Below are 22,026 nucleotides of genomic sequence, written 5' to 3'. Positions count from 1 at the left end.
TCAACGCGAACTTACATGGGTTTCCAATAATCGACGCAACCGCCTCAGCGCGGTCTTCGAAGCTTATTGGAGATAATAATAATGAACTGCCGTAAAGCTGATCCCTTCCTGCGCCATGACGTCCTGTCATCCGCCGCGCACCTCGCCGACTACTGAGGTGCCGACATGAGCGAAACTATCGAACGCAAAGGCATACAACTGACCCGCGCCCTGAAAAGCCGGCACATTTTCATGCTCTCGCTGGGCGGCGTGATCGGCACCGGACTGTTTATGGGCTCCGGCGTAACCATCAACCAGGGCGGCCCGGTGGGGGCCATTCTGGCCTACCTGGTCGCCGGTTTCCTGATGTACCTGGTGATGGTTTGCCTGGGCGAACTGTCGGTACAGATGCCGGTATCCGGTTCGTTCCAGACCCACGCCACGAAGTTCATCGGGCCGGCCACCGGTTTCATGATCGGCTGGGTGTACTGGATGAGCTGGGCTTCCACCGTGGGCCTGGAATTCACCGCAGCAGGGATGTTGATGGTGCGCTGGTTTCCCACTGTGCCGATCTGGTACTGGTCGGCACTGTTCGTGGTCATTCTGTTCGGCCTGAATGCCTTGGCGACCCGCGCCTTTGGTGAAGCGGAATACTGGTTCTCCGGGATCAAGGTCGCGGCGATTCTCGGATTCATCGTGGTCGGCGTACTGGTGATCTTCGGCGCCATCCCGCTGACCAGCGGCGCACCAGCGCCGATGATGACCAACCTGATCGGTGACTCGCTGTTCCCCAACGGCCTGTCGGCGGTGTTCGCGGTGATGATGACCGTGGTCTACGCGTTCCAGGGTTGCGAGATCATGGGCGTGGCTGCTGGCGAAACCGATCAGCCGGAAAAGAGCATCCCACGGGCAGTGCGCAACGTGGTGTTCCGCGTGCTGATCTTCTATGTGCTGGCGATCGTGGTGCTGTCGGCCATCGTGCCGTGGCAGCAGGCCGGGTTGATGGAAAGCCCGTTCGTGCAGGTGTTCGACATGGTCGGCATTCCCTACGCCGCCGACTTGATGAACTTCGTGATCCTCACGGCGATTCTGTCGGTGGGTAACTCCGGTCTGTACGCCTCGACGCGCATTCTGTGGGCAATGTCGAAGACCGGCATGGCGCCGAAAAGTCTGTCTCCGTTGAGCAAGCGCGGCGTGCCGTTGCGGGCGCTGAGCATCACCTTGTGCTTCGCGCTGGTGTCGCTGATGACCAGTTTCATCGCGGCCGACACGCTGTTCATGGTGCTGATGGCGGTGAGCGGTATGTCTGGCACCGTGACCTGGATCGTTATTGCACTGGCGCAATACAAGTTCCGCAAAGCCTACCTGCGCGATGGCGGCAAGCTCAGCGACCTGAAATACCGTGCGCCGTGGTTCCCGCTGTTGCCAATACTGTGCATCGCCTTGTGCTGCTCGCTGTTCGTGTTCCTGGCCATGGATGAAACCCAGCGTCCTTCGCTGTATTGGGGCTTTGGGTTTATCGCAGTGTGCTACGGCGCGTACTTCCTGATTCATCGCAAACGCCAAGGGGTGTTCGCACCGACTCTGCCGACCATTTGATTCCTTGATTTAGCGCATTCCCTGTGGGAGCGAGCTTGCTCGCGATAGCGGTCGATCAGTCAACAGAGATGTTGAATGTGGTGCCGCCATCGCGAGCAAGCTCGCTCCCACAGTGGTTTGCGGTGCCCTGTAGCCAGTTGTTCAAAGTTGTAACAAATCCATCGTGGCAGCACCTGATTAGAAAAATAGTCTAATAAAAACAATTAGTTATTGTGGTTTTCGTGCTGTTACATCCTATTTCCCATCTGATTGCCGTCTTACTGAACACTCGTTTAGTATGGCCTCAAGTCGCATCACCTCATGCCAAACACAATAATTCGAGGACTCGCATGACTACTCAATTTTCTCTGCTCAGTCAGGTCGAAGCAGGCGTTGCCAGGATCACCCTCAATCGCACCGCTCAGCGCAATGCGCTGGACATTCCAACCCTGAAAAACCTTCACGCCTTGCTCGATGGCTTTAATGCCGACCCTGCGGTTCGGGTTGTCGTGTTGACCGGCAGCGGCCGCAGTTTTTGCGCCGGCGCCGACCTCGCCGAGTGGGCGGAGGCCGAAGCCCGTGGCGCTCTGGAAAGCTACGGCTGGACCGAAACCGCCCACGCACTCATGAGCCGGTTGTACAGCCTGGACAAGCCGACCATCGCGGCGATCAACGGCACTGCCGTCGGCGCCGGGATGGACCTGACGCTGTGCTGCGACCTGCGCATTGCCGGGCAATCGGCGCGGTTCAAGGCCGGCTATACCAGCATGGCTTACTCGCCGGACGCCGGTGCCAGCTGGCATCTGCCACGACTGATCGGCACCGAACAGGCCAAACGCCTGCTGTTTCTCGACGAGTTGTGGGGCGCCGATCGGGCCTTGGCAGCGGGGCTGGTCAGCGAAGTGTGCGCCGATGAGCAACTGCTCGGCGCCGCCAGTGAATTGGCCACCCGACTGGCCAACGGCCCGACGTTCGCGTTTGCCCAGACCAAGAAACTCATGCGCGAAGGCGCCCAGCGCAGTCTGCCAGAGCAGCTGCAAGCCGAACTGGCGGCGGGCTTGCTCTGCGGTCGTAGTGAAGACGGCGCCGAGGCCTTGCGCGCCGCCATGGAAAAACGTCCGGCACAGTTTGTCGGCAAATAAGCCCATATCGGGCTGACTTGCCTCGCACCTCTATTCAGTGAACGAACAACAGGTAACACCATGAATTTCCAACTGACCCAAGAACAAGAAATGTTGGTGGACGCAGTACGCAGTTTTGTCGCCAAGGAATTGCTGCCCCATGAGGAAGCGGTCGATCGCGCCGACGAAGTTTCCCCGGAGCTGGCGGCGCAGATTCGCGGCAAGGCGATTGCGGCGGGCTTTTATGCCTTCAACATGCCTGAAGAAGTCGGCGGTGGCGGCCTCGATTATCTGTCCCAGGCGCTGATCGAGCGTGAGCTGTCCAAGGTTTCCTGGGCGCTGCATGTGTTTGTCGCACGGCCGTCGAAAATCCTCATGGCCTGCACCGGCCAACAGATCAACGATTACCTGCTGCCGTGCATCCAGGGCGAGAAGATCGACTGCTTCGCGCTCACCGAGCCGGGCGCCGGTTCCGATGCCAACGCGATCAAGACCCGCGCTGTGCGTGACGGTGATGACTTCGTGCTGAACGGCAGCAAGCACTTCATCAGCCACGCCGGGCACGCCGATTTCGCCATCGTTTTCGCGGTCACCGACACCTACGAACACAACGGCCGCAAGCGCAACGCCGTGACCTCGTTCCTGGTGGATCGCAACACCCCAGGCATGACCATCCGCCGTGGGCCCAAGTGCGTGAGCAACCGCGGTTATCACACCTACGAGATGTTCTTCGACGACTGCCGCGTACCGGCATCCAAAGTGCTCGGCGAAATTGGCAAGGGCTGGGAAGTGGCCAACGCCTGGCTGACTGCCGGGCGGGTGATGGTCGCGGCCAACTGCGTCGGTCAGGCCCAGCGCGCACTCGACGTGTCACTGCAATGGGCGGCGGATCGCAAGCAGTTCGGCCAGCCGATCGGCACCTATCAGGGCGTGTCGTTCAAGTTGGCGGACATGGCCACGCAGATCCGCGCTGCCGAACTGCTGACCTTGCACACGGCGTGGAAAATGGATCAGGGCACGATGACCGATGGCGAGGCCGGGATGGCCAAGCTGTTTGCGAGTGAAGTGCTCGGTCGTGCGGCCGATGAGGCGGTGCAGATCTTTGGCGGCATGGGCCTGATGGATGAAGGGCCGGTGGAGCGTATCTGGCGTAACGCGCGGATCGAGCGGATCTGGGAAGGCACCTCGGAAATCCAGCGCCACATCATTTCCCGCGAGCTGCTGCGGCCGCTGTTGCGCTGATCGGCCCGGAGAATACCCATGTCCCAGACGATTCGTGACAACCTTAAACGCCTGCTCGCGCCGCGCCATCTGGCCTTTGTCGGTGGCCGCAGCATGGCCCGGGCACTCAAGCGTTGCGCCGAGGGTGGCTACCTTGGGCAAATGTGGCTGGTCAATCCGCAGCATGAAAGCCTTGAAGGCGTGCCGTGTGTGCGCAGCATCGCCGAGTTGCCGTGCGGCCCGGACGCAGTTTTCGTTGCGACCAACCGTGAACTGACCCTGACCTGTGTGGCCGAGCTGGCCGCCAAGGGCGCGGGCGGAGTGATCTGTTATGCCTCCGGATTTGCCGAGACCGGCGCCGAAGGTCAGGCCCTGCAAACGCAATTGCTCAAGGCCGCCGGCAACATGGCCTTGCTCGGCCCCAACTGCTACGGCTTGCTCGACTACCTGCACAGCTCGGCGCTGTGGCCGGTGGCCTATGGCGGCAAACCGGTAGAGAAGGGCGTCGCGGTGCTGACTCAGAGCGGCAACTTCGCTTACAACCTGTCGATGAGCGACCGTTCGCTGCCGGTGGCCTACATGGCCTCGGTCGGCAATCAGGCGCAACTCGGTATTGCCGAATTGATGGATGTGTTGCTCGATGAACCTCGGGTCACCGCCATTGGCTTGCACCTGGAAGGCCTGAAAAACGTTCCCGGTTTCGCTCGGGCGGCGCACAAGGCGCTGGAGAAGGGCATTCCGATCATCGCCTTGAAAACCGGCGTGTCGCAGATTGGCGCTGAACTGGCCCTCAGTCACACCAGCTCGCTGTCGGGCTCCGATGCGCTGTACGACAGTCTGTTTGCACGCCTTGGGGTGATCCGCGTCAGTGGTCCGGTGAGTTTCGTCGAAACCCTCAAGGCCGCGGCATGCGGCAAGCTGCCGGCGGGCAACAGCCTGATCGCGCTGGCCTGTTCCGGCGGCGACGCCGGGTTGATTGCCGACTATGCCGAACGCAACGACCTGAGCCTGCCCAAGCTGGATGAGGGGCAACGCGATGAACTGGCACAAGTGCTGCCGAGCTACGCCAACCTGGTCAATCCGCTGGACTTCACCACGGCGATCTGGGGCGATGGCGATGCCTTGAACCGCATGCTCGACAGCGCCCTGCGCACCGAAGCCGATGCAGCGATGCTGGTGCTGGATTACCCGGCGGAGTTCACCGGCGAACGCAAGGAATGCGACCTGCTGCTGGAGTTGTACTGCGCCGCGTTGGTTCGCCACGGCAAGACCGGTTTCGTCACATCAGCCTTCCCCGAACTGCTGCCGGCCAGCGCTCGCGAGCGGCTGCATGCTCAGGGCGTGGCGGCGCTGCAAGGCGTTGAAGACGGCTTGGCCGCGTGGGGACGCATCGCCGGTTATCAGCGCAATCGCCAGGCACTGCTCGCACTCGGTGAATCGGCGTTGGTGCCGCTGTGTCCGCAGGCGCTGGACGGTGAAGGCCACTTGCTCAACGAGTGGGACTCCAAACAGGCCCTGCGAGCCTTTGGTCTGCCAACCCCGAACGGCGTGTTAAGCACCCCGGACAAGGCGCTGAATGACGCCAATGCGCTGGGTTATCCCTTGGTGCTGAAGGCCGTCAGTGCGCAATTGCCGCACAAAACCGAAGCCGGCGCCGTGGCGCTTAACCTGAAGGATGGCGCGGCCTTGAGCGCAGCGCTGGAAAAAATGCGCGCCAGCATTGCCGATTACGCACCGGATGTACGGTTCGATCAGCTGTTGCTGGAACCCATGGCCACACCGCCATTGGTTGAGTTGATCGTCGGCATCAAACGCGAAAACGACTTTGGCCTGGCCCTGGTAATCGGTGCCGGCGGGATTTTGGTGGAGTTGCTCAAGGACAGTTGCAGCCTGCTGCTGCCCACCACTGATGGTGCGATTCGCGGGGCGTTGTTGAGCCTGCGCAGTGCCGCGTTGCTGCAAGGTTTTCGCGGTCGCGAAGCGGCGGACCTGGACGCGTTGGTGGCGGCGATCCGTGCCGTGGCCGATTACGCCTGCGAGAACGCCGGGCAGTTGCTGGAACTCGATGTGAACCCATTGTTGGTCGGTGCCCACGGCACGACTGCGGTCGATGCGTTGATTCGTCTCGGCCACAAGTGAGGATATGAACATGCAAACTACGACTTTGACCGGCGGCCAGGCCCTGGTACGCCTGCTGGCCAACTACGGCGTCGACACCGTATTCGGTATTCCCGGGGTGCACACCCTGGAGCTGTATCGCGGCCTGCCCGGCAGCGGCATTCGCCACGTCTTGACCCGCCATGAGCAAGGCGCCAGTTTCATGGCCGACGGCTATGCGCGCGTCAGTGGCAAACCGGGCGTGTGCTTCATCATTACCGGCCCCGGCGTGACCAACGCCGCGACCGGCATCGGTCAGGCCTATGCCGACTCGATTCCGATGCTGGTGATTTCCAGCGTCAACCACACCGCCAGTCTCGGCAAGGGCTGGGGTTGCCTGCACGAAACCCAGGACCAGCGCGCAATGACCGCGCCGATCACCGCATTCTCGGCGGTGGCGTTGAGCACTGAGGATCTGCCTGAGCTGATCGCCCGTGCCTACGCGGTGTTCGACAGCGAACGGCCACGCCCGGTACATATCTCGGTGCCGCTGGATGTGCTGTCGGCGCAAGTGACCCGTGACTGGAGCCATGAAGTAGTGCGTCGCCCCGGACGCGGTGTGCCGGCAGCCACTGCGCTGGATCAGGCCGTGGCCAAGCTGCACGCGGCCAAACGACCGATGATCATTGCCGGCGGCGGTGCCCTGAATGCGGCGCAGGAGCTGCACGACCTCAGCACTCGACTGGCCGCGCCGTTTTTCACCAGCGTCGCCGGCAAGGGCTTGATGCCGCCGGACGCACCGCTCAATGCCGGCTCGACCCTGTGTGTTGAACCCGGCTGGCAAATGATTGCCGAGGCCGATGTGGTACTGGCGGTCGGTACCGAAATGGCCGACACCGATTTCTGGCGCGAGCGTCTGCCTCTGAATGCCGAACTGCTGCGTGTGGACATCGACCCGCGCAAGTTCAATGACTTTTACCCGTGTGCGGTGGCCTTGCACGGCGATGCGCAACAAACCCTGGCGGCGTTGCTGGAACGTCTGTCGCCAGCCACGCGGGATGCCAGCGCGGCGACTGCCGCCGTCGCCGCATTGCGTGACGCGGTGAAAGCCGGCCACGGTCCATTGCAGTCGATTCATCAGGCGATTCTTGAGCGTATCGCCGCCGAACTGCCGGACAACGCGTTCATCAGCACCGACATGACCCAACTGGCCTACACCGGCAACTACGCCTTCAACAGCCTGGCGCCGCGCAGTTGGTTGCATCCGACCGGCTACGGCACCTTGGGTTATGGTTTGCCGGCGGGCATCGGCGCCAAGTTCGGCGCGCCGCAACGGCCCGGATTAGTGCTGGTCGGCGATGGCGGTTTTCTCTACACCGCGCAGGAACTGGCGACCGCCGTCGAAGAACTGGACAGCCCGCTGGTGGTGCTGCTGTGGAACAACGACGCGCTGGGGCAGATTCGCGACGACATGCTCGGGCTGGATATCGAGCCGATTGGCGTACTGCCGCGCAACCCGGACTTCGCCGCCCTTGGCCGTGCCTTTGGTTGCAGCGTGAGCCAGCCGCAGAGTCTGGCTGAGCTGCAAACCGATTTGCGCCACGGCTTCAAACGCAACGGCGTGACCCTGATCGAACTCAAGCATGCGTGCGCGCACTGACTTTCAACCTGACTTTCAAACATTGTTGCGGGGCTTTTTTTAAAGGGGATGGGGCCATGCGCTTTTCCGATCTGACTCAACGTATCGCCGGTGACGGCGCCGCCGCCTGGGATATTCATTACCGCGCACTGGCGCTGCAAGAACAGGGCGAAGACATTCTGTTGCTGTCGGTGGGCGACCCGGATTTCGACACCCCGGTGCCGATTGTGCAGGCGGCCATCGACAGCCTGTTGTCTGGCAACACCCACTACTCTGAAGTGCGTGGCAAGCGCGCCTTGCGTGAAAGCATCGCCAAACGTCATCAGCAACGCAGCGGTCAGCAGGTTTCGGCCGATCAGGTCACGGTGTTGGCCGGGGCGCAATGTGCGCTGTTCTGCGTCGCTCAGTGCGTGCTCAACCCCGGCGATGAAGTGATTGTCGCCGAGCCGATGTATGTCACTTATGAAGCGGTGTTCGGTGCTTGTGGTGCGGTGGTGATTCCGGTGCCGGTGCGTTCCGAAAACGGCTTTCGGGTGCTGCCCGAAGACGTCGCCGCCCGCATCACCCCGCGTACTCGGGCGCTGGCACTCAACAGCCCGCACAATCCGTCCGGCGCCAGCCTGCCACGCTCCACCTGGCACGCGCTGGCCGAACTGTGCATCGCCCACGACCTGTGGCTGATTTCCGATGAGGTCTACAGCGAATTGTTATTCGAAGGCGAACACGTCAGCCCGGCCAGTTTGCCGGGCATGGCTGAGCGCACCGCGACGCTGAATAGCTTGTCGAAATCCCACGCAATGACCGGCTGGCGAGTCGGTTGGGTGGTAGCGCCGTCGTCATTGGCGGCGCATCTGGAGAACCTTGCGCTGTGCATGCTGTATGGCTCGCCAGACTTCGTTCAGGACGCCGCTGTGGTGGCGCTGGAAAGCAACTTGCCGGAGCTGGCAGCCATGCGCGACGCCTATCGCCAGCGCCGCGATCTGGTTTGCGAAAGCCTCGCCGATTGCCCTGGCGTGCGCGCATTGAAACCCGATGGCGGGATGTTCGTGATGGTCGACATCCGCGAAACCGGGCTCAGCGCCCAGGCGTTTGCCGATTGCCTGCTCGACCGGCATGGCGTGTCGGTGCTGGCCGGTGAAGCGTTCGGCCCGAGTGCCGCCGGGCATATTCGTTTGGGACTGGTGGTGGGAGCAGAATTGTTGCGTGATGCCTGCCAACGCATCGCCCGTTGTGCCAGCGAATTGATGGAGGTTCAGCTCCATGCATAACCACAAGGCATTGTTTATTGATGGACGCTGGCAAACACCGTCGGGGCAGGGCATTGCTGAGGTGATTAACCCGGCCACTGAAGAGATCGCAGGTTCCGTACCGCTGGGTGATGAGCGCGATGTCGAGAGCGCCGTGGCCGCAGCACGTCGGGCTTTCGGTACTTGGTCGCGGACCCCGTCCAGCGTGCGCGCCGGATATATCCGGGCCCTTGCCGAGCAACTGCGCACGCGGGCCGACGAGATGGCTGCGGTCATCACCGCCGAACTGGGGATGCCGGTGCAGTGGTGCCGTTCGGTTCAGGTGGACGGGCCGATCATCGGGTTGGAGCAATACGTCGAACTCGCAGACTTGATGGATGAAGTGCGTGAGGTCGGCAATTCACTGGTCATCCGCGAGGCGGTGGGGGTCTGCGCCTTCATCAATCCATGGAACTACCCGCTGCATCAACTGATCGGCAAACTTGCACCGGCACTGGCCGCCGGTTGCACGGTGGTGGTCAAGCCGAGTCAGGAAACCCCGCTGCATGCCTTTTTACTGGCGCAGATGATCGAGGCTATCGGCTTGCCGGCGGGCGTGTTCAACCTGGTCAGCGGGCCGGGTTCGAAGGTCGGCGAAGCGCTGGCCAAACACCCGGACGTGGACATGGTGTCGTTCACCGGCTCCACCGGCGCCGGTATTCGGGTGGCGCAAGCAGCGGCACCGTCGGTGAAGCGCGTTTGCCTGGAGCTGGGCGGCAAGTCGCCGCTGCTGATTGCCGAGGACGCGGATCTGGCCGCCGCCGTGCACTACGGCGTGCAGGACGTGATGATCAACTCCGGGCAAACCTGCACCGCGTTGACCCGCATGTTGCTGCCGGCCAGTCGCTACGCCGAGGCCGTGGAGCTGGCACTGGCAGAAACCTTGAGTTTGCGGATGGGTGATCCGCTCGATCCGCAAAGCTTCCTTGGGCCGATGTGTTCCGCAGCCCAACGTCGCACCGTGCGTGATTACATTCAGGTCGGTCAGCAAGAAGGTGCGCGGCTGTTGAATGGCGGCGACACGGCGCATGAATTCGAGCGCGGCTTCTACGTTAGCCCGACGTTGTTTGCGGATGTCGATAACCGGATGCGCATCGCTCAGGAAGAAATCTTCGGTCCGGTGCTGTGCCTGATTCCCTATGCCGATGAGGCACAGGCGATTCAAATCGCCAATGATTCACCGTTTGGCCTGTCCAGTGGTGTCTGGGCCGGCAGCGCTGAACGGGCCTTGCAACTCGGTCGTCAATTGCGTGCGGGCCAGTGCTTTCTCAATGGTGCGGCGTTCAACTATCAGGCGCCGTTCGGTGGCTACAAACAGTCGGGCAATGGCCGCGAATGGGGGGAAGAAGGGCTTGCCGAGTTCGTCGAAGTGAAGGCGATCCAGGTGTGATCGTTGATGAGGTTGACGATCCTTTGCACCGGGCTACTGCCCGGTGCTTTACGTGGTTTGGCAGCGGTTTTCCGATGATTCATTACTTTCTCTGCTTTTGATCAGGGGCAATGCAATGAGCGATAACAACAACAAAATTACTCAAGCGAACCATGACTCAAGTTTTCCTCGTCGGGATTTTCTTAAAGGAAGTCTCAAATACAGTGCTGCCGCCGCAGCCGTGGCCGTGGCGATTTCCATGGGGCTGCCGTTTGGCGCCTTCGCCCAGGACGCCACGCCCAAGCCGGGCGGCGTGTTGCGACTTGGGCTGGCGGGGGGCAGCACCACCGATTCAAAAGACCCAGGCTCCTGGAGCGACACCTTCACCTTCGTCGGTTTCTCAGCGGTCTATAACACCCTGACCGAAATTGCCGTGGACGGCAGCGCGATACCTGAACTGGCCGAGAGCTGGGAATCGACACCGGATGCGCGCATCTGGACCTTCAAACTGCGTCAGGGCGTGACCTTCCACAACGGCAAAACCCTGACCGCCGATGACGTGGTGGCCTCGATCCAGCATCACCTGGGCGAAAAATCCACCTCGGCGGCCAAGACCGTGTTGGGCGATGTCGCCCAGGTCCGCGCCCAGGGCACTGACAGCGTGGTGTTCGAGTTGCATTCGGGCAACGCCGACTTCTCCTATGTAGTCGCCGATTACCACCTGGTGATCATGCCCGGCAAGGATGGCGTAGCGGATTGGCAGTCAAGCGTCGGCACGGGCGGCTATCGCCTCAAAGCGTTCGATCCGGGTGTGCGCATGCTGCTGGAGCGCAGCCCCGATTACTGGAAAGCGGGCCGGGCGCACTTCGCCAGCGCCGAGCTGATCTCCATTGCCGACGGCGCTGCGCGGGTCAATGCGCTGGTGACCGGGCAGGTCGATGTGATCAACAAGGTCGACCTGAAAACCGTGGCGCTGCTCAAGCGCAATCCAAACCTGTTCATTGAGGAAACCAAGGGCGCCCAGCACTACACCTTCCCGATGTTGTGCGACAGTCATGAGTTCCAGAACAGCGATATCCGCATGGCGATGAAGCACGCGATCAACCGCGAAACCCTGCTGGCCTCGGTGCTGCACGGCTATGGCCTGGTGGGTAATGACCATCCGATCCAGCCCGGCAGCCGCTTCATCAACAGCGCATTGGAACAACGCACTTACGACCCGGACAAGTCGCGCTTCTACCTGCGCAAGGCCGGGGTCGATTCGCTCAAGGTCCGTCTGCAAGCTTCCGACGCAGCTTATACCGGCGCAGTAGATGCCTCGGTGCTGTTCAAGGAGCAGGCCCGTCAGGCCGGGATCGATATCGACGTGGTGCGTGAACCGGCGGATGGTTTCTTCTCCAACGTCTGGATGAAGCAACCCTTCACCACCTCCTTCTGGTACAGCAGCCTGACCGCCGACCGGATGTTCAGCATCGGTTACGCGAAGGGCGCGGCGTGGAACGAAACCCACTGGGACAACCCGCGTTTCAACCAGTTGCTCAACGCCGCTCGGGGCGAGATGAACGACCCGTTGCGCCGTGAGATGTACAACGAAATGCAGGCGCTGTGCCGGGATGATGGCGGGGCGATTGTGCCGCTGTTTGCCAGCTCGGTTGCGGCACGTTCCAACCGGGTCGCGCATGGCGAACTCACCGCGCCCTACGGCGAACTGGATGGCTTGCGGGTTATCGAGCGCTGGTGGCAGGCGTAAGGGATTTTAAAACGATGAAGATCAAATGTGGGAGCGGGCTTGCTCGCGAAGGCGGTGTGCCAGTCAACGAATGTGTTGAATGTGAAACCGCTTTCGCGAGCAAGCCCGCTCCCACATTAGAAATTTGCTGTCTGCACAAGCGTGCCCAATTCGAGGAACTGTGCGGTGAATAGTATTTTCAAGTTGCTCCTGCAGCGTCTGGCACTAGGCCTGTTATCGCTGTTTGCGGTGTCGGTGATTATCTTCCTGGCGGTCGGCATGCTGCCGGGGGATATCGCCCAGGCCATGCTCGGCCAGTCGGCCACCCCTGAAACCGTGGCGGCGTTTCGCGCGCAATTGGGTCTGGACCTGCCGCCATTGACCCGTTTTGGACACTGGATCTGGCGCCTGCTGCAAGGTGATCTGGGCGTCTCGCTGGCCAACCAGCGACCGATTGCCGAGCTGGTTGCTGCACGCTTGGGCAACACCTTCAGTCTGGCGCTGATGGCGGCACTGGTCTCAGTGCCGATCGCACTCATGTTGGGGATGCTCGCGGCGCTCTATCGCAACAGCTGGTTCGACCGTTTGCTCAATACCACGGCGTTGAGCGCGGTGTCGTTTCCGGAGTTCTTCGTCGCCTACATCCTGATCCTGCTGTTCGCGGTGAAGCTCAACTGGTTCCCGAGCATTTCCAACCTGGCACCGGATGCGTCCTTTGGCACAGTGCTGGAGCGTTCGGTGCTGCCGGTCGCCACCCTGAGTCTGGTGGTCATCGCGCAGATGATGCGCATGACCCGTGCCTCCTTGATCAACCTGTTGGCCAGCCCTTATATCGAAATGGCCCGGCTCAAGGGCATCAGCCAGTCGCGGATCATCTTTCGTCACGCCTTGCCCAACGCCCTGGCGCCGATCGTCAACGTGGTGGCGCTGAACCTCGCTTACCTGGTGGTCGGCGTGGTGGTGGTCGAGGTGGTGTTCGTCTACCCCGGCCTCGGCCAATTGCTGGTGGACTCGGTGGCCAAGCGCGATATCCCGGTGGTCCAGGCGTGCAGCCTGATCTTCGCGGCGACCTACATCCTGCTCAATACCACGGCCGATGTGCTGTCCATCGCCAGCAACCCACGCCTGATGCATCCGAAGGGGTAGACCATGAGCCTGCTTAAACAATTGGTCCGGGCACCGCTGAGTGCAAAGTTCGGTCTGCTGGTGATCATCCTGTACATCCTGGTGGCGCTGTTCGCCCCGGTGCTGGCGCCGTACGGCGAAACGCAAGTGGTCGGTGACGGCTTCGCGCCCTGGAGCGGCCAGTTCCTGTTGGGCACCGACAACCTCGGTCGCGACATGTTCAGCCGTCTGGTCTATGGCGCGCGCAACACTCTGGGGATTGCCTTTCTCACCACGGTGTTGGCGTTCCTGCTCGGTGGCTTGAGTGGATTGATCGCGGCGATCAAGGGCGGCTGGGTCGATCAGGGGCTATCGCGGGTGGTGGATATATTGATGGCGATCCCGCAACTGATCTTCGCCTTGCTGATTCTCAGCGTGGTCGGCACCACGGCCACCTCGCTGGTGCTGGTGATCGCCTTGCTGGATGCGACCCGGGTGTTTCGTCTGTCGCGGGCGGTGGCGATGAACGTGGTGGTTCAGGACTTCGTCGAAGCTGCACGTCTTCGTGGTGAAGGCCTGTGGTGGCTGGTGACTCGCGAAGTGCTGCCCAACGCCGCCGCACCGCTGATTGCCGAATTCGGCCTGCGTTTCTGTTTCGTGTTTTTGTTCATCAGCGCGCTGTCGTTTCTCGGCCTGGGTATTCAACCGCCCACCGCCGATTGGGGCAGCATGGTCCGCGACAACGCGGTGCTGATTACTTTCGGCGACATCAGTCCGCTGCTGCCCGCGCTGGCCGTGGCGTTGATCACGGTCAGTGTCAACTTCGTCGTTGACTGGATGCTGCACAAATCCAGCGGCCTCAAGGAGTGCTGAACATGAACAACCTGAACACTGAAAAGCCGCTGCTGGAAATCCGCGATCTGCACATCGAAGGCCATTATGAAGACGCCTGGCATCCACTGATCAAGGGCATCGACCTGACACTGCAACGCGGAGAAGTGCTGGGCTTGATCGGCGAATCGGGGGCTGGCAAGTCGACCCTCGGCCTGGCCGCCATGGGCTATACCCGCGACGGCTGCCGGATCACCGGCGGCTCGGTGCAGTTCGACGGCATGGACCTGCTGCGCGCCAAACCCGAAGCGCTGAGCAAACTGCGGGGCCTGCGGATCGCCTACGTCGCACAAAGTGCTGCTGCCTCGTTCAATCCGGCCCATCGGTTGATCGATCAGCATGTGGAAACGGCGGTCAAGAACGGCGGTATGAGCCGTGCTCAGGCGATGAGCGAAGCGGTGGAACTGTATCGAGTGCTGCGCCTGCCGAATCCCGAACAGATCGGCCAGCGCTACCCGCATCAGGTTTCCGGTGGACAGTTGCAGCGGGTCATGACCGCGATGGCCATGGCCTGTCATCCGGACCTGATCATCTTCGACGAACCGACTACCGCCCTCGACGTGACCACCCAGATCGAAGTGTTGGCGGCGATTCGCGATGCGGTGGCGACCTACGGCAGTGCGGCGATCTATATCAGCCATGACCTCGCAGTCGTTGCGCAGATGGCCGACCGGATCATGGTGTTGCGCCACGGCAAACTGGTGGAAGAGGCCGAGACCCGCCAGATGCTCGGCGATCCGCAAGAGGACTACACCAAGTCGCTGTGGGCGGTTCGCAGTTTTCGCACCGAGCCCAAACCGTGCCCGCAGCAGGAAAAACCGCTGCTGGAATTGCGCAACAGCTGCGCCAGTTACGGTCATCAGCCGGTATTGCACGATGTCTCACTAAGCCTGTATCGCGGCCAGACCCTGGCGGTGATCGGCGAGTCCGGCAGCGGCAAGAGCTCGACGGCGCGCTTGATCACCGGGTTGCTACCACCGACTTCCGGTCAGGTGTTGTATGACGGCGAGGCACTGCCGGCGGACTTTCGGCAGCGCAGCAAGGAGCAGTTGCGGCGCATCCAGATGATCTACCAGATTCCCGATACCGCGCTGAACCCGCGTCAGCGCATCGTCGACATCATCGGTCGGCCGCTGACCTTTTACCTGGGGCTCAAGGGCAAGGCGATGCGTGCACGGGTGGCCGAGCTGCTGGAAATGATCGAGCTCGATCCAGCGACCTTCATGGAGCGCCAACCCCGCGAGTTGTCCGGTGGGCAGAAGCAACGCATCTGTATCGCCCGGGCGCTGGCGGCTGATCCGCAATTGATTATTTGCGATGAAGTGACCTCGGCGCTCGACCAATTGGTCGCCGAAGGCGTGCTGAAATTGCTCAACCGGATTCAGCAGCAACTGGGCGTCGCTTATCTGTTTATTACCCACGATGTCGCCACTGTGCGGGCGATTGCCGACGAGGTGCTGGTGATGCAGCGGGGAAGGGTGGTCGACCACGGTTCGCGCAATGCGATCTTCACGCCGCCACATCAGGATTACACCGGGTTGCTGTTTTCATCCGAACCGCAAATGGACCCCGACTGGCTGGACCGGTTGCTGGCCACGCGCGCGTCGCTGTCTTCAAACACAAAGCTTGCAAACGTCTAAGGAATTACCATGAAAGTACTGATCGTCCATGCCCACCCAGAGCCGAAATCCTTTACCGCTGCTATGCGTGACCAGGCTGTCGCGACCCTTGAAGCCCAAGGGCATCAGGTCCAGGTCAGTGACCTGTACGCCATGAACTGGAACCCGGTGGCCAGCGCCGATGACTTTTCTTCGCGGGAAAACCCGGAATATCTGGTCTACGCACTGGAGCAACGTCTGGGCGTGAAGAGCCAGTCGCTGGCGGCGGATATCCAGCAAGAACTCGACAAGCTGCTGTGGGCGGATTTGCTGATTCTCAACTTCCCGATCTTCTGGTTCTCCACCCCGGCAATGCTCAAGGGCTGGATCGACCGGGTGCTGGTGTCCGGTGTCTGCTACGGCGGCAAGCGCTTTTACGATCAGGGCGGGTTGAGCGGCAAGAAAGCCCTGGTGAGCGTAACCCTCGGCGGACGTGAGCACATGTTCGGCGAGGACGCGATTCACGGCCCGTTGCAGGACATGCTGCGACCGATCCTGCGTGGCACGCTGGCCTACGTCGGGTTCGACGTGCTGGAACCATTCGTGGCCTGGCATGTGCCTTACATCAGCGATGAGGCGCGCCAGGCATTCCTTGAGGATTATCGCCTGCGGCTGGAGCACCTTGGCGATGAACAACCCCTTGAGTTTCCTCGTCTGTCGCAGTTCGACGAACAGCTGTATCCGCTGCGCAAACCGGCAGCCGCCGACGCCTGATAAAGACCACATAACCTGTGGGAGCGAGCCTGCTCGCGATAGCGGACTGTCGGTCAGCATTGATGTTGAATGAAACACCGTATCGCGAGCAGGCTCGCTCCCACATTAGGTTATGCGTGGATCACAATGATGGGATCGACGCTATTCCTTTCTACTGGGTGCGCTTGCCGTCCGCCGCGCCCAGCACTTTGACCACATCATCAATCACCGCCTTGCTCATCTCCTGCAAGTAATGTGATGCCCAGGCATAACGGTCGGTGCCGCGTTCCATGGCAGCATCTTCGGCCAGCATCTTGGACAGGTGCAGCAAATTGGAAACGTGGGACAGCGCTTCGCGGATCGGCACGCCGCTGTTGACGCGGAACAGGGCTTGATCGTTGTGGATGGAAAACGGGGTAAGGCCGGCGGTTTTCAGAGGCAGAGGGTGGGGCATTGTCTAGCTCCTTGACTTGAGGAGCTGCCACGAACCGTCTCACAGGTTTGGGTGGCAGCTGTACGCAGGGTGAGAAACCGGCAGTCAAAGAAACCGGTAGACCCGAGGGTCTCCCACGCACAGCCGCCATAAAACGTTCTCGCAGAGAGAAAAACTCTGCGATAGGTTCTGGGGCGCTTTTGCGCTTTGATTTCTTCAGGTTCTCACACCTGGTCACTGAAGATTCAGCGACACGGAAACGATAGAGACCCGGTGCCAGGCGCGCAAGCCGGCGGATTCTGGCGCAGGTGTAGGTCACAACGCAAGGCCGCGTAGCCCTCGACTGACACCACTGCCGGCCGGTATACACGCACGGAACCTGTGGGAGCGGGCTTGCTCGCGAAGGCGGCGTGTCAGCCAACCAAGATGTTGAAGGTGATGGCCTCTTCGCGAGCAAGCCCGCTCCCACAGTCTTTGTGCCGTGGGCAGCTCGCGGGTGGTTATCGAGTGGTTGCGCCAGGATTGAATCGTTTCAGACGCCGGTATTGTGCGCCACCGAACAGACGCGGGCCGGTCGCTACTACACTCTAATGAACAGTCGGCGGCTGCCCATCCTGCTGGTTATCGGCTTACCGCATCGTTTGTATCGCTTGCATCGGAGTACAACCATGACAACCTCACTACGTTCACTTCTATTTATCGCGCTCGCAACCCTGTCGCTGGCTTCAACAGGCTTGCTCAATACCGCAAGCGCCGCAACGGCCCAGGATCTGGACCAGGATTCCCGGCATGCCTTGCAAATACTCTACAAAGCTAATCCATTGGCCGAGACCATGTCGCGCACTGCCAAGGCAGTGCTGGTGTTCCCTAAAGTTATCAAGGCGGGTCTGGTGTTTGGTGGCAGCTATGGTGAGGGGGTCATGTTCAGCGGTTCAAAAGTAGACAATTACTACAACACAGTGACCGGTTCATGGGGCTTGCAGGCGGGTGCCCAGTCCTATGCTTATGCTGTGTTCCTGATGACTGACAAGGCGGTTAAGTATGTCCGTGAGACCAAGGGCTGGGAAGTTGGCGTAGGTCCGACTGTGGTCCTGGTTGATCAAGGGCTGGCGAAAAATCTGTCGAGTTCTACATTGAAGGATGATGCTTATGCGTTTGTCTTTGACCAGCAAGGCCTGATGGCGGGCGTCAGCATTGAAGGCACCAAGATTTCGCTGATCAAACGGTAAGCCCGACAACAGCAACGCGGTGATGATCGATCAACTGGGTTAGAGAGGCTGCCTATGGCAGTCTCTCCCAGACTTCCGTATTGGCTAACTCGCTGTCGGTCGCGTGTTTTGCGTGGCCGTTTATAGGGCTCAGCTCATAGCTGCCGCCTGCATCATAGACTGCCAGATAACGTACGCCACTTAGCTTGTGGAGGTAGCGTAACAATGGATGGCACTGTGCATTAATGCGCTGTACCAGGGCGGAATCGGTCATTGTGTTCATGGTCATACCTGCTGCAGCGAAGGCTGCTCTGTTGTTATTTTTATTCTGTGCCTGATCGTCGCAGCGTTCTGTACGCCATCACACACTGTGCAATCTAAATAACGCAAAAGACGTTGCACAAGCGGAATAACAACTACTGCGCCTCTGACCAACTAAACAATGACGATATGTGTGTTGCCGTACAGACCGTACCGGGTACTTACGCCAATTTGTTGGCATGCAGTGCGCATATCAGGGTCTCACTGCCTGCACTTAAACCATCCACTTGCAGACTCAAGGAGAAAAGCCATGAGCTTGGGAACCATACTGTTGATCTTGCTGATTGTGCTGCTATTTGTCGCCATTCCGACATGGCCGCACAGCCGAAGTTGGGGTTATGCGCCCAGCGGTTTATTGGGTGTCGTCGTTATTGTCCTGATTGTGTTGCTATTGCTAGGGAGAATCTGACACCGATCGATAAACAACCCAGCGCTCAAGCAGTTGCGGTGAATAGTTGGGGGATATTCGCCGTGGGAGCGCGACAGCGTCATCTTCGCCTACCGCTATTTTTCGTTATTAACCTGTTAATAAAACAAACAGGTATCCGTGCACTAGCGCACAGACCCAATCTGGCTACTACGCGCACGCTGAGTGCCAGGCAGATTGCTGCTGGTCATTTATCGGAGAAAATATGAAATCCATCATGATGTTCAGTCATTCACTGACGCTTTCAAGACTCGCCCTGGCCCTGTTGCTGGGTTTGTCTCCCGTGGTGCTGCATGCAGCCACCGAAGAATCGACGGACTTGTCGGTCGTACGGTTGGATCCGCAGGAACAGAATGGCATCCACTATATATCAGGCGGCATTGGCCTGGATGAGTCAAAGGCCTTGCTCCAGACCCAGGGCTATAACCTTCACATGACCTTTTCAACGGGTAAGAGCAATCAGTACCAAAGCAATGTCGACGTGGTGATCCAGAGTGAGAAAGGTAGCCCGTTGTTGTCGCTGAGTCAGGTCGGACCCATCGTGTACGTTCAGTTACCGGCAAACAAATACCTGGTTATTGCCAGTTTCAATGGCCATGAAGAGCGCCACACGATTGCACTCGATGGTAAGTCCGTCGGAACGCTGAACGTGCATTGGAGTGAATAGCGTGCAACCCAGCATTACGTATCACGGCACGTTTCAAGAGATGAGGCTGTTCAAGACTGACGACCGGCCTCTCGCTGCACGCATGCTTGCTGATCGGTATCTGGCAACGAATCTCAAGGCCCAACACGCATTGGACGTTGCGCGGGACGCGGTACGTAGCAACTATGCTGCGGCAGAAGACCGGGCGCTGTTCGCCGAACAGTTGATCGGGATTGTCAGTCACGATTTGCGCAATCCGCTGGCGGCGATAAAAATGGCTTCGCAATTACTCGGATGCCGTGACTTGCCTGCTAAACAAGCACAAATACTCGGCCATATCACGCAGGCAGCAGAGCGCGCGCAGCGTCTGGTGGCAGACCTGCTGGACTTCACCCTGAGGCAAGTCGGGCGAAGCATTGCGGTTTCCCTCAAACCGGTTGATTTGCACAATCTGGTGGGCGAATGCCTGGGCGAGCTGAGTCTGGTGTTCCCCGGACACACGCTGACCCATATCTGCGTCGGCCAAGGTAAATTCTTCGCCGACAGTGACCGGTTCTACCAGCTTATTGGCAATCTGGTTGCCAATGCGATGGCCTATGGCACGGCTGAGGGTGGGGTCACGGTGTCTTCGCGGTTTGAGGACCAGGTGACTATTGCCGTGCACAACCTTGGCACGCCGATCCCCTCGGAGCTGCTCGACAACCTGTTTGAACCGATGATTCGCGGCAGTCACGATAATGCGGGACTGCGCAGTGTCGGGCTCGGCCTGTTCATCGTGAGAGAGATTGTCAGAGCGCATCACGGCGATGTGAAGGTGACCTCCTCGATAGAAGGGGGCACCACGTTTACGGCGACGTTTCCCTTGCTGCGATAGCCGCGTCATAACGGAGTCGAGTGGGTGTCGCTATAGCATTCGCATGACGCCGCTTCCAATCCCTTGCGGTCAAGAATTGTGATATCGCCGCGGGTGTAGCGGATCAATCCACGCTGTTGCAGCGCACCGGCGGCCAGCGTCACGCCACTGCGCCGAACCCCAAGCATGTTCGCCAGGGACACGTGGGTCAGATGAAAGTGATTGGAATGCGCACGATCGTGCGTCATCAGCAACCAGCGCGCCAGACGCGGCTCGATCTCATGAAAATGGGTACAGGCGGCGGTTTGAGCGAGCTGCATCATCTGCACGTACAGGTACTGATTGAGCCTGCGCAATAATAACGGGCTCTCGCGCAGTGCGACCTGCAGCTGTAAGCCACTCATTCTCAGACACGTGCCGGCGCCTTGCACCACGGCGCGCATCGGGGCGGTATTCACCCCCAGAGCAAGCGTTGCCCCCAGCATCCCTTCATTACCGATCAGGCCCATTTGAAGAGGAGGGTGGCTGTACAGCGTAACCACTTGAGAGATGAACGCTGTTTGCGGGAAGTACACATGCAGGATCGGATGGCCCGGTTCACACAGGACGGTGCCAAAAGTCAGTTCGACGTTATCGCACTGCGCCTCCAGCCGGCCGTAGTCAATTTTCGACAGCCCCTGGAGTAGTCGGTTTTCTACTGGCCGTCCTGTTGTATTTGGCACACGAGCATCCTGCAGCACAGTGGGCCCGGGTTGGGCGGGACAGGTGCCGAGCCGTCTCATGCTTTAAGTGTGGGCGACGCCGGCAGGGCGGTCTGTTCGCTAGAACACGCAGGCGTGGGGCGCTGGCAGTCAGCGAGTCGGTTTTACCGGAACGTAGGGCAGCAGGCGCTCGGTTTCTTTTCTGACCACGGCGTAGCACTCGCAACTCAGTTGCTCGAGCACGGCCCTGTCCAGCACCTTGATGTGGCCACGGCTGTATTCGATAACACCCAGGCGTTGCAGCTTGCCGGCGGCATCGGTCACGCCTTCGCGGCGTACGCCGAGCATGTTGGCGATCAATTCCTGGGTCATGATCAGTTGATTGTCTTGCAGGCGATCGAGAGACAGCAGCAACCACCGGCACAATTGTTGATCAATGGAGTGGTGTCGGTTGCACACCGCGGTCTGGGCCATCTGCGTGATCAACGCCTGGGTGTAGCGCAACATCAACAGGAGCATCTCCCCGTGGCGGTTGAACTCATCCTTGAGTCGCTGGCCGGGCAACCGGAACGCATGCCCGGCACTCTGGACGATCGCCCGGCTTGGCGTACTTTCGCCGCCCATGAATACGGCGATGCCGATCAAGCCTTCATTGCCGACCACCGAAATTTCCGCCGATGCGCCGTTTTCCATCACATACAGCAGGGATACGATGGAGTCGGTGGGGAAGTAGACGTGCCGCAAGGCATCTCCGGACTCGTAGAGCACCTTGCCGAGCGGCAGGGTGATCAGTTCGAGGTAGGGCAACAAGCGCTCCAGCGCTTGCGCAGGAAGAGCTGCCAGCAGATGGTTCTGTTGTGGCTTGGGAGCATCAAGCATTTCAGCCACCGTCCGAAGGTGAGTTTCCCGATACCTACAGATTAATCCATGGCGCGCTGCGTACCTTGCCGTACGGAGCCGTCCGTCGGTTTTGCTGTGCACCTTCACGTGTGCAGGGTCCTTTCCGATAATTATTGACCATGATCAATCTCTCGCCCGCGACCCCGGCGCAGTCTGAGGTTTGTGCTCAATT

Annotated in this window: 19 protein-coding genes; 16 read left to right on the top strand and 3 right to left on the bottom strand. The window is 60.2% G+C overall.

The window, feature by feature from the left end; all coding sequences use genetic code 11:
• Positions 1-165 precede the first annotated feature (165 nt).
• The 12 genes from ACIPIN_RS01075 to ACIPIN_RS01020 all read left to right on the top strand — a co-directional run bounded on the left by ACIPIN_RS01075 (position 166) and on the right by ACIPIN_RS01020 (position 16,386).
• Positions 166-1,578: an amino acid permease gene (locus ACIPIN_RS01075; protein ID WP_401114086.1), complete on the top strand. Its 1,413-nt coding sequence runs from the start codon at positions 166-168 to the stop codon at positions 1,576-1,578.
• Between the two features lie 329 nt (positions 1,579-1,907).
• Positions 1,908-2,699, top strand: a complete 792-nt coding sequence (locus ACIPIN_RS01070) for an enoyl-CoA hydratase/isomerase family protein (RefSeq protein ID WP_401114084.1) — start codon at positions 1,908-1,910, stop codon at positions 2,697-2,699.
• Positions 2,700-2,759: 60 nt separating this feature from the next.
• Positions 2,760-3,920: an acyl-CoA dehydrogenase family protein gene (locus ACIPIN_RS01065; protein ID WP_401114081.1), complete on the top strand. Its 1,161-nt coding sequence runs from the start codon at positions 2,760-2,762 to the stop codon at positions 3,918-3,920.
• A gap of 18 nt (positions 3,921-3,938) precedes the next feature.
• Positions 3,939-6,038 (top strand): acetate--CoA ligase family protein, encoded by a 2,100-nt coding sequence (locus tag ACIPIN_RS01060; RefSeq protein ID WP_401114078.1) that lies wholly within the window; start codon positions 3,939-3,941, stop codon positions 6,036-6,038.
• 10 nt (positions 6,039-6,048) lie between these two features.
• Entirely contained in the window at positions 6,049-7,656 is a 1,608-nt protein-coding gene (locus ACIPIN_RS01055) for a 5-guanidino-2-oxopentanoate decarboxylase (RefSeq protein ID WP_401114075.1), read from the top strand.
• A gap of 56 nt (positions 7,657-7,712) precedes the next feature.
• Positions 7,713-8,903, top strand: a complete 1,191-nt coding sequence (locus ACIPIN_RS01050; protein ID WP_401114073.1) for a pyridoxal phosphate-dependent aminotransferase — start codon at positions 7,713-7,715, stop codon at positions 8,901-8,903.
• Positions 8,896-10,311 (top strand): aldehyde dehydrogenase family protein, encoded by a 1,416-nt coding sequence (locus tag ACIPIN_RS01045; protein ID WP_401114070.1) that lies wholly within the window; start codon positions 8,896-8,898, stop codon positions 10,309-10,311. The genes ACIPIN_RS01050 and ACIPIN_RS01045 overlap by 8 nt, the downstream gene beginning before the upstream one ends.
• Before the next feature lie 115 nt (positions 10,312-10,426).
• The gene (locus ACIPIN_RS01040) at positions 10,427-12,040 is read left to right on the top strand and encodes an ABC transporter substrate-binding protein (protein WP_401114068.1); all 1,614 of its coding nucleotides are present in this window, start codon (positions 10,427-10,429) and stop codon (positions 12,038-12,040) included.
• 165 nt (positions 12,041-12,205) lie between these two features.
• Complete coding sequence (locus tag ACIPIN_RS01035; RefSeq protein WP_401114065.1) at positions 12,206-13,165, top strand: ABC transporter permease; 960 nt, start codon at positions 12,206-12,208, stop codon at positions 13,163-13,165.
• A gap of 3 nt (positions 13,166-13,168) precedes the next feature.
• On the top strand, positions 13,169-13,996 hold the full coding sequence (locus tag ACIPIN_RS01030; RefSeq protein ID WP_401114062.1) for an ABC transporter permease: 828 nt from the start codon (positions 13,169-13,171) through the stop codon (positions 13,994-13,996).
• A gap of 2 nt (positions 13,997-13,998) precedes the next feature.
• Positions 13,999-15,654, top strand: a complete 1,656-nt coding sequence (locus tag ACIPIN_RS01025; protein WP_401114059.1) for an ABC transporter ATP-binding protein — start codon at positions 13,999-14,001, stop codon at positions 15,652-15,654.
• A 9-nt stretch (positions 15,655-15,663) separates the two neighbouring features.
• The gene (locus tag ACIPIN_RS01020; RefSeq protein WP_401114056.1) at positions 15,664-16,386 is read left to right on the top strand and encodes an NAD(P)H-dependent oxidoreductase; all 723 of its coding nucleotides are present in this window, start codon (positions 15,664-15,666) and stop codon (positions 16,384-16,386) included.
• A 151-nt stretch (positions 16,387-16,537) separates the two neighbouring features.
• Here ACIPIN_RS01020 and ACIPIN_RS01015 read toward each other — a convergent pair whose 3' ends face one another.
• On the bottom strand, positions 16,538-16,819 hold the full coding sequence (locus ACIPIN_RS01015) for a DUF3077 domain-containing protein (RefSeq protein WP_401114053.1): 282 nt from the start codon (positions 16,817-16,819) through the stop codon (positions 16,538-16,540).
• Between the two features lie 647 nt (positions 16,820-17,466).
• On the opposite strand from ACIPIN_RS01015, the gene ACIPIN_RS01010 reads away from it, so the two are divergent.
• From ACIPIN_RS01010 to ACIPIN_RS00995, 4 genes are all read left to right on the top strand, one after another.
• Positions 17,467-18,027 (top strand): YSC84-related protein, encoded by a 561-nt coding sequence (locus ACIPIN_RS01010; protein ID WP_401114696.1) that lies wholly within the window; start codon positions 17,467-17,469, stop codon positions 18,025-18,027.
• 550 nt (positions 18,028-18,577) lie between these two features.
• The gene (locus tag ACIPIN_RS01005; RefSeq protein ID WP_401114050.1) at positions 18,578-18,736 is read left to right on the top strand and encodes a DUF3309 family protein; all 159 of its coding nucleotides are present in this window, start codon (positions 18,578-18,580) and stop codon (positions 18,734-18,736) included.
• Between the two features lie 235 nt (positions 18,737-18,971).
• Positions 18,972-19,421 carry a carboxypeptidase regulatory-like domain-containing protein gene (locus ACIPIN_RS01000; protein ID WP_401114694.1) on the top strand — a complete coding sequence of 150 codons (450 nt, stop codon included), beginning with the start codon at positions 18,972-18,974 and terminating at the stop codon, positions 19,419-19,421.
• A 1-nt stretch (position 19,422) separates the two neighbouring features.
• On the top strand, positions 19,423-20,274 hold the full coding sequence (locus tag ACIPIN_RS00995) for a sensor histidine kinase (RefSeq protein ID WP_401114047.1): 852 nt from the start codon (positions 19,423-19,425) through the stop codon (positions 20,272-20,274).
• A gap of 5 nt (positions 20,275-20,279) precedes the next feature.
• Here ACIPIN_RS00995 and ACIPIN_RS00990 read toward each other — a convergent pair whose 3' ends face one another.
• Both ACIPIN_RS00990 and ACIPIN_RS00985 read right to left on the bottom strand, forming a co-directional pair.
• The gene (locus ACIPIN_RS00990) at positions 20,280-20,975 is read right to left on the bottom strand and encodes a Crp/Fnr family transcriptional regulator (protein WP_401114044.1); all 696 of its coding nucleotides are present in this window, start codon (positions 20,973-20,975) and stop codon (positions 20,280-20,282) included.
• Between the two features lie 129 nt (positions 20,976-21,104).
• Entirely contained in the window at positions 21,105-21,833 is a 729-nt protein-coding gene (locus tag ACIPIN_RS00985; protein WP_401114041.1) for a Crp/Fnr family transcriptional regulator, read from the bottom strand.
• Positions 21,834-22,026 lie beyond the last annotated feature (193 nt).

The sequence above is a fragment of the Pseudomonas sp. NPDC087697 genome (assembly GCF_044743155.1).
GTDB lineage: Bacteria > Pseudomonadota > Gammaproteobacteria > Pseudomonadales > Pseudomonadaceae > Aquipseudomonas.
This window is presented reverse-complemented; position numbering and strand designations above follow the sequence as displayed.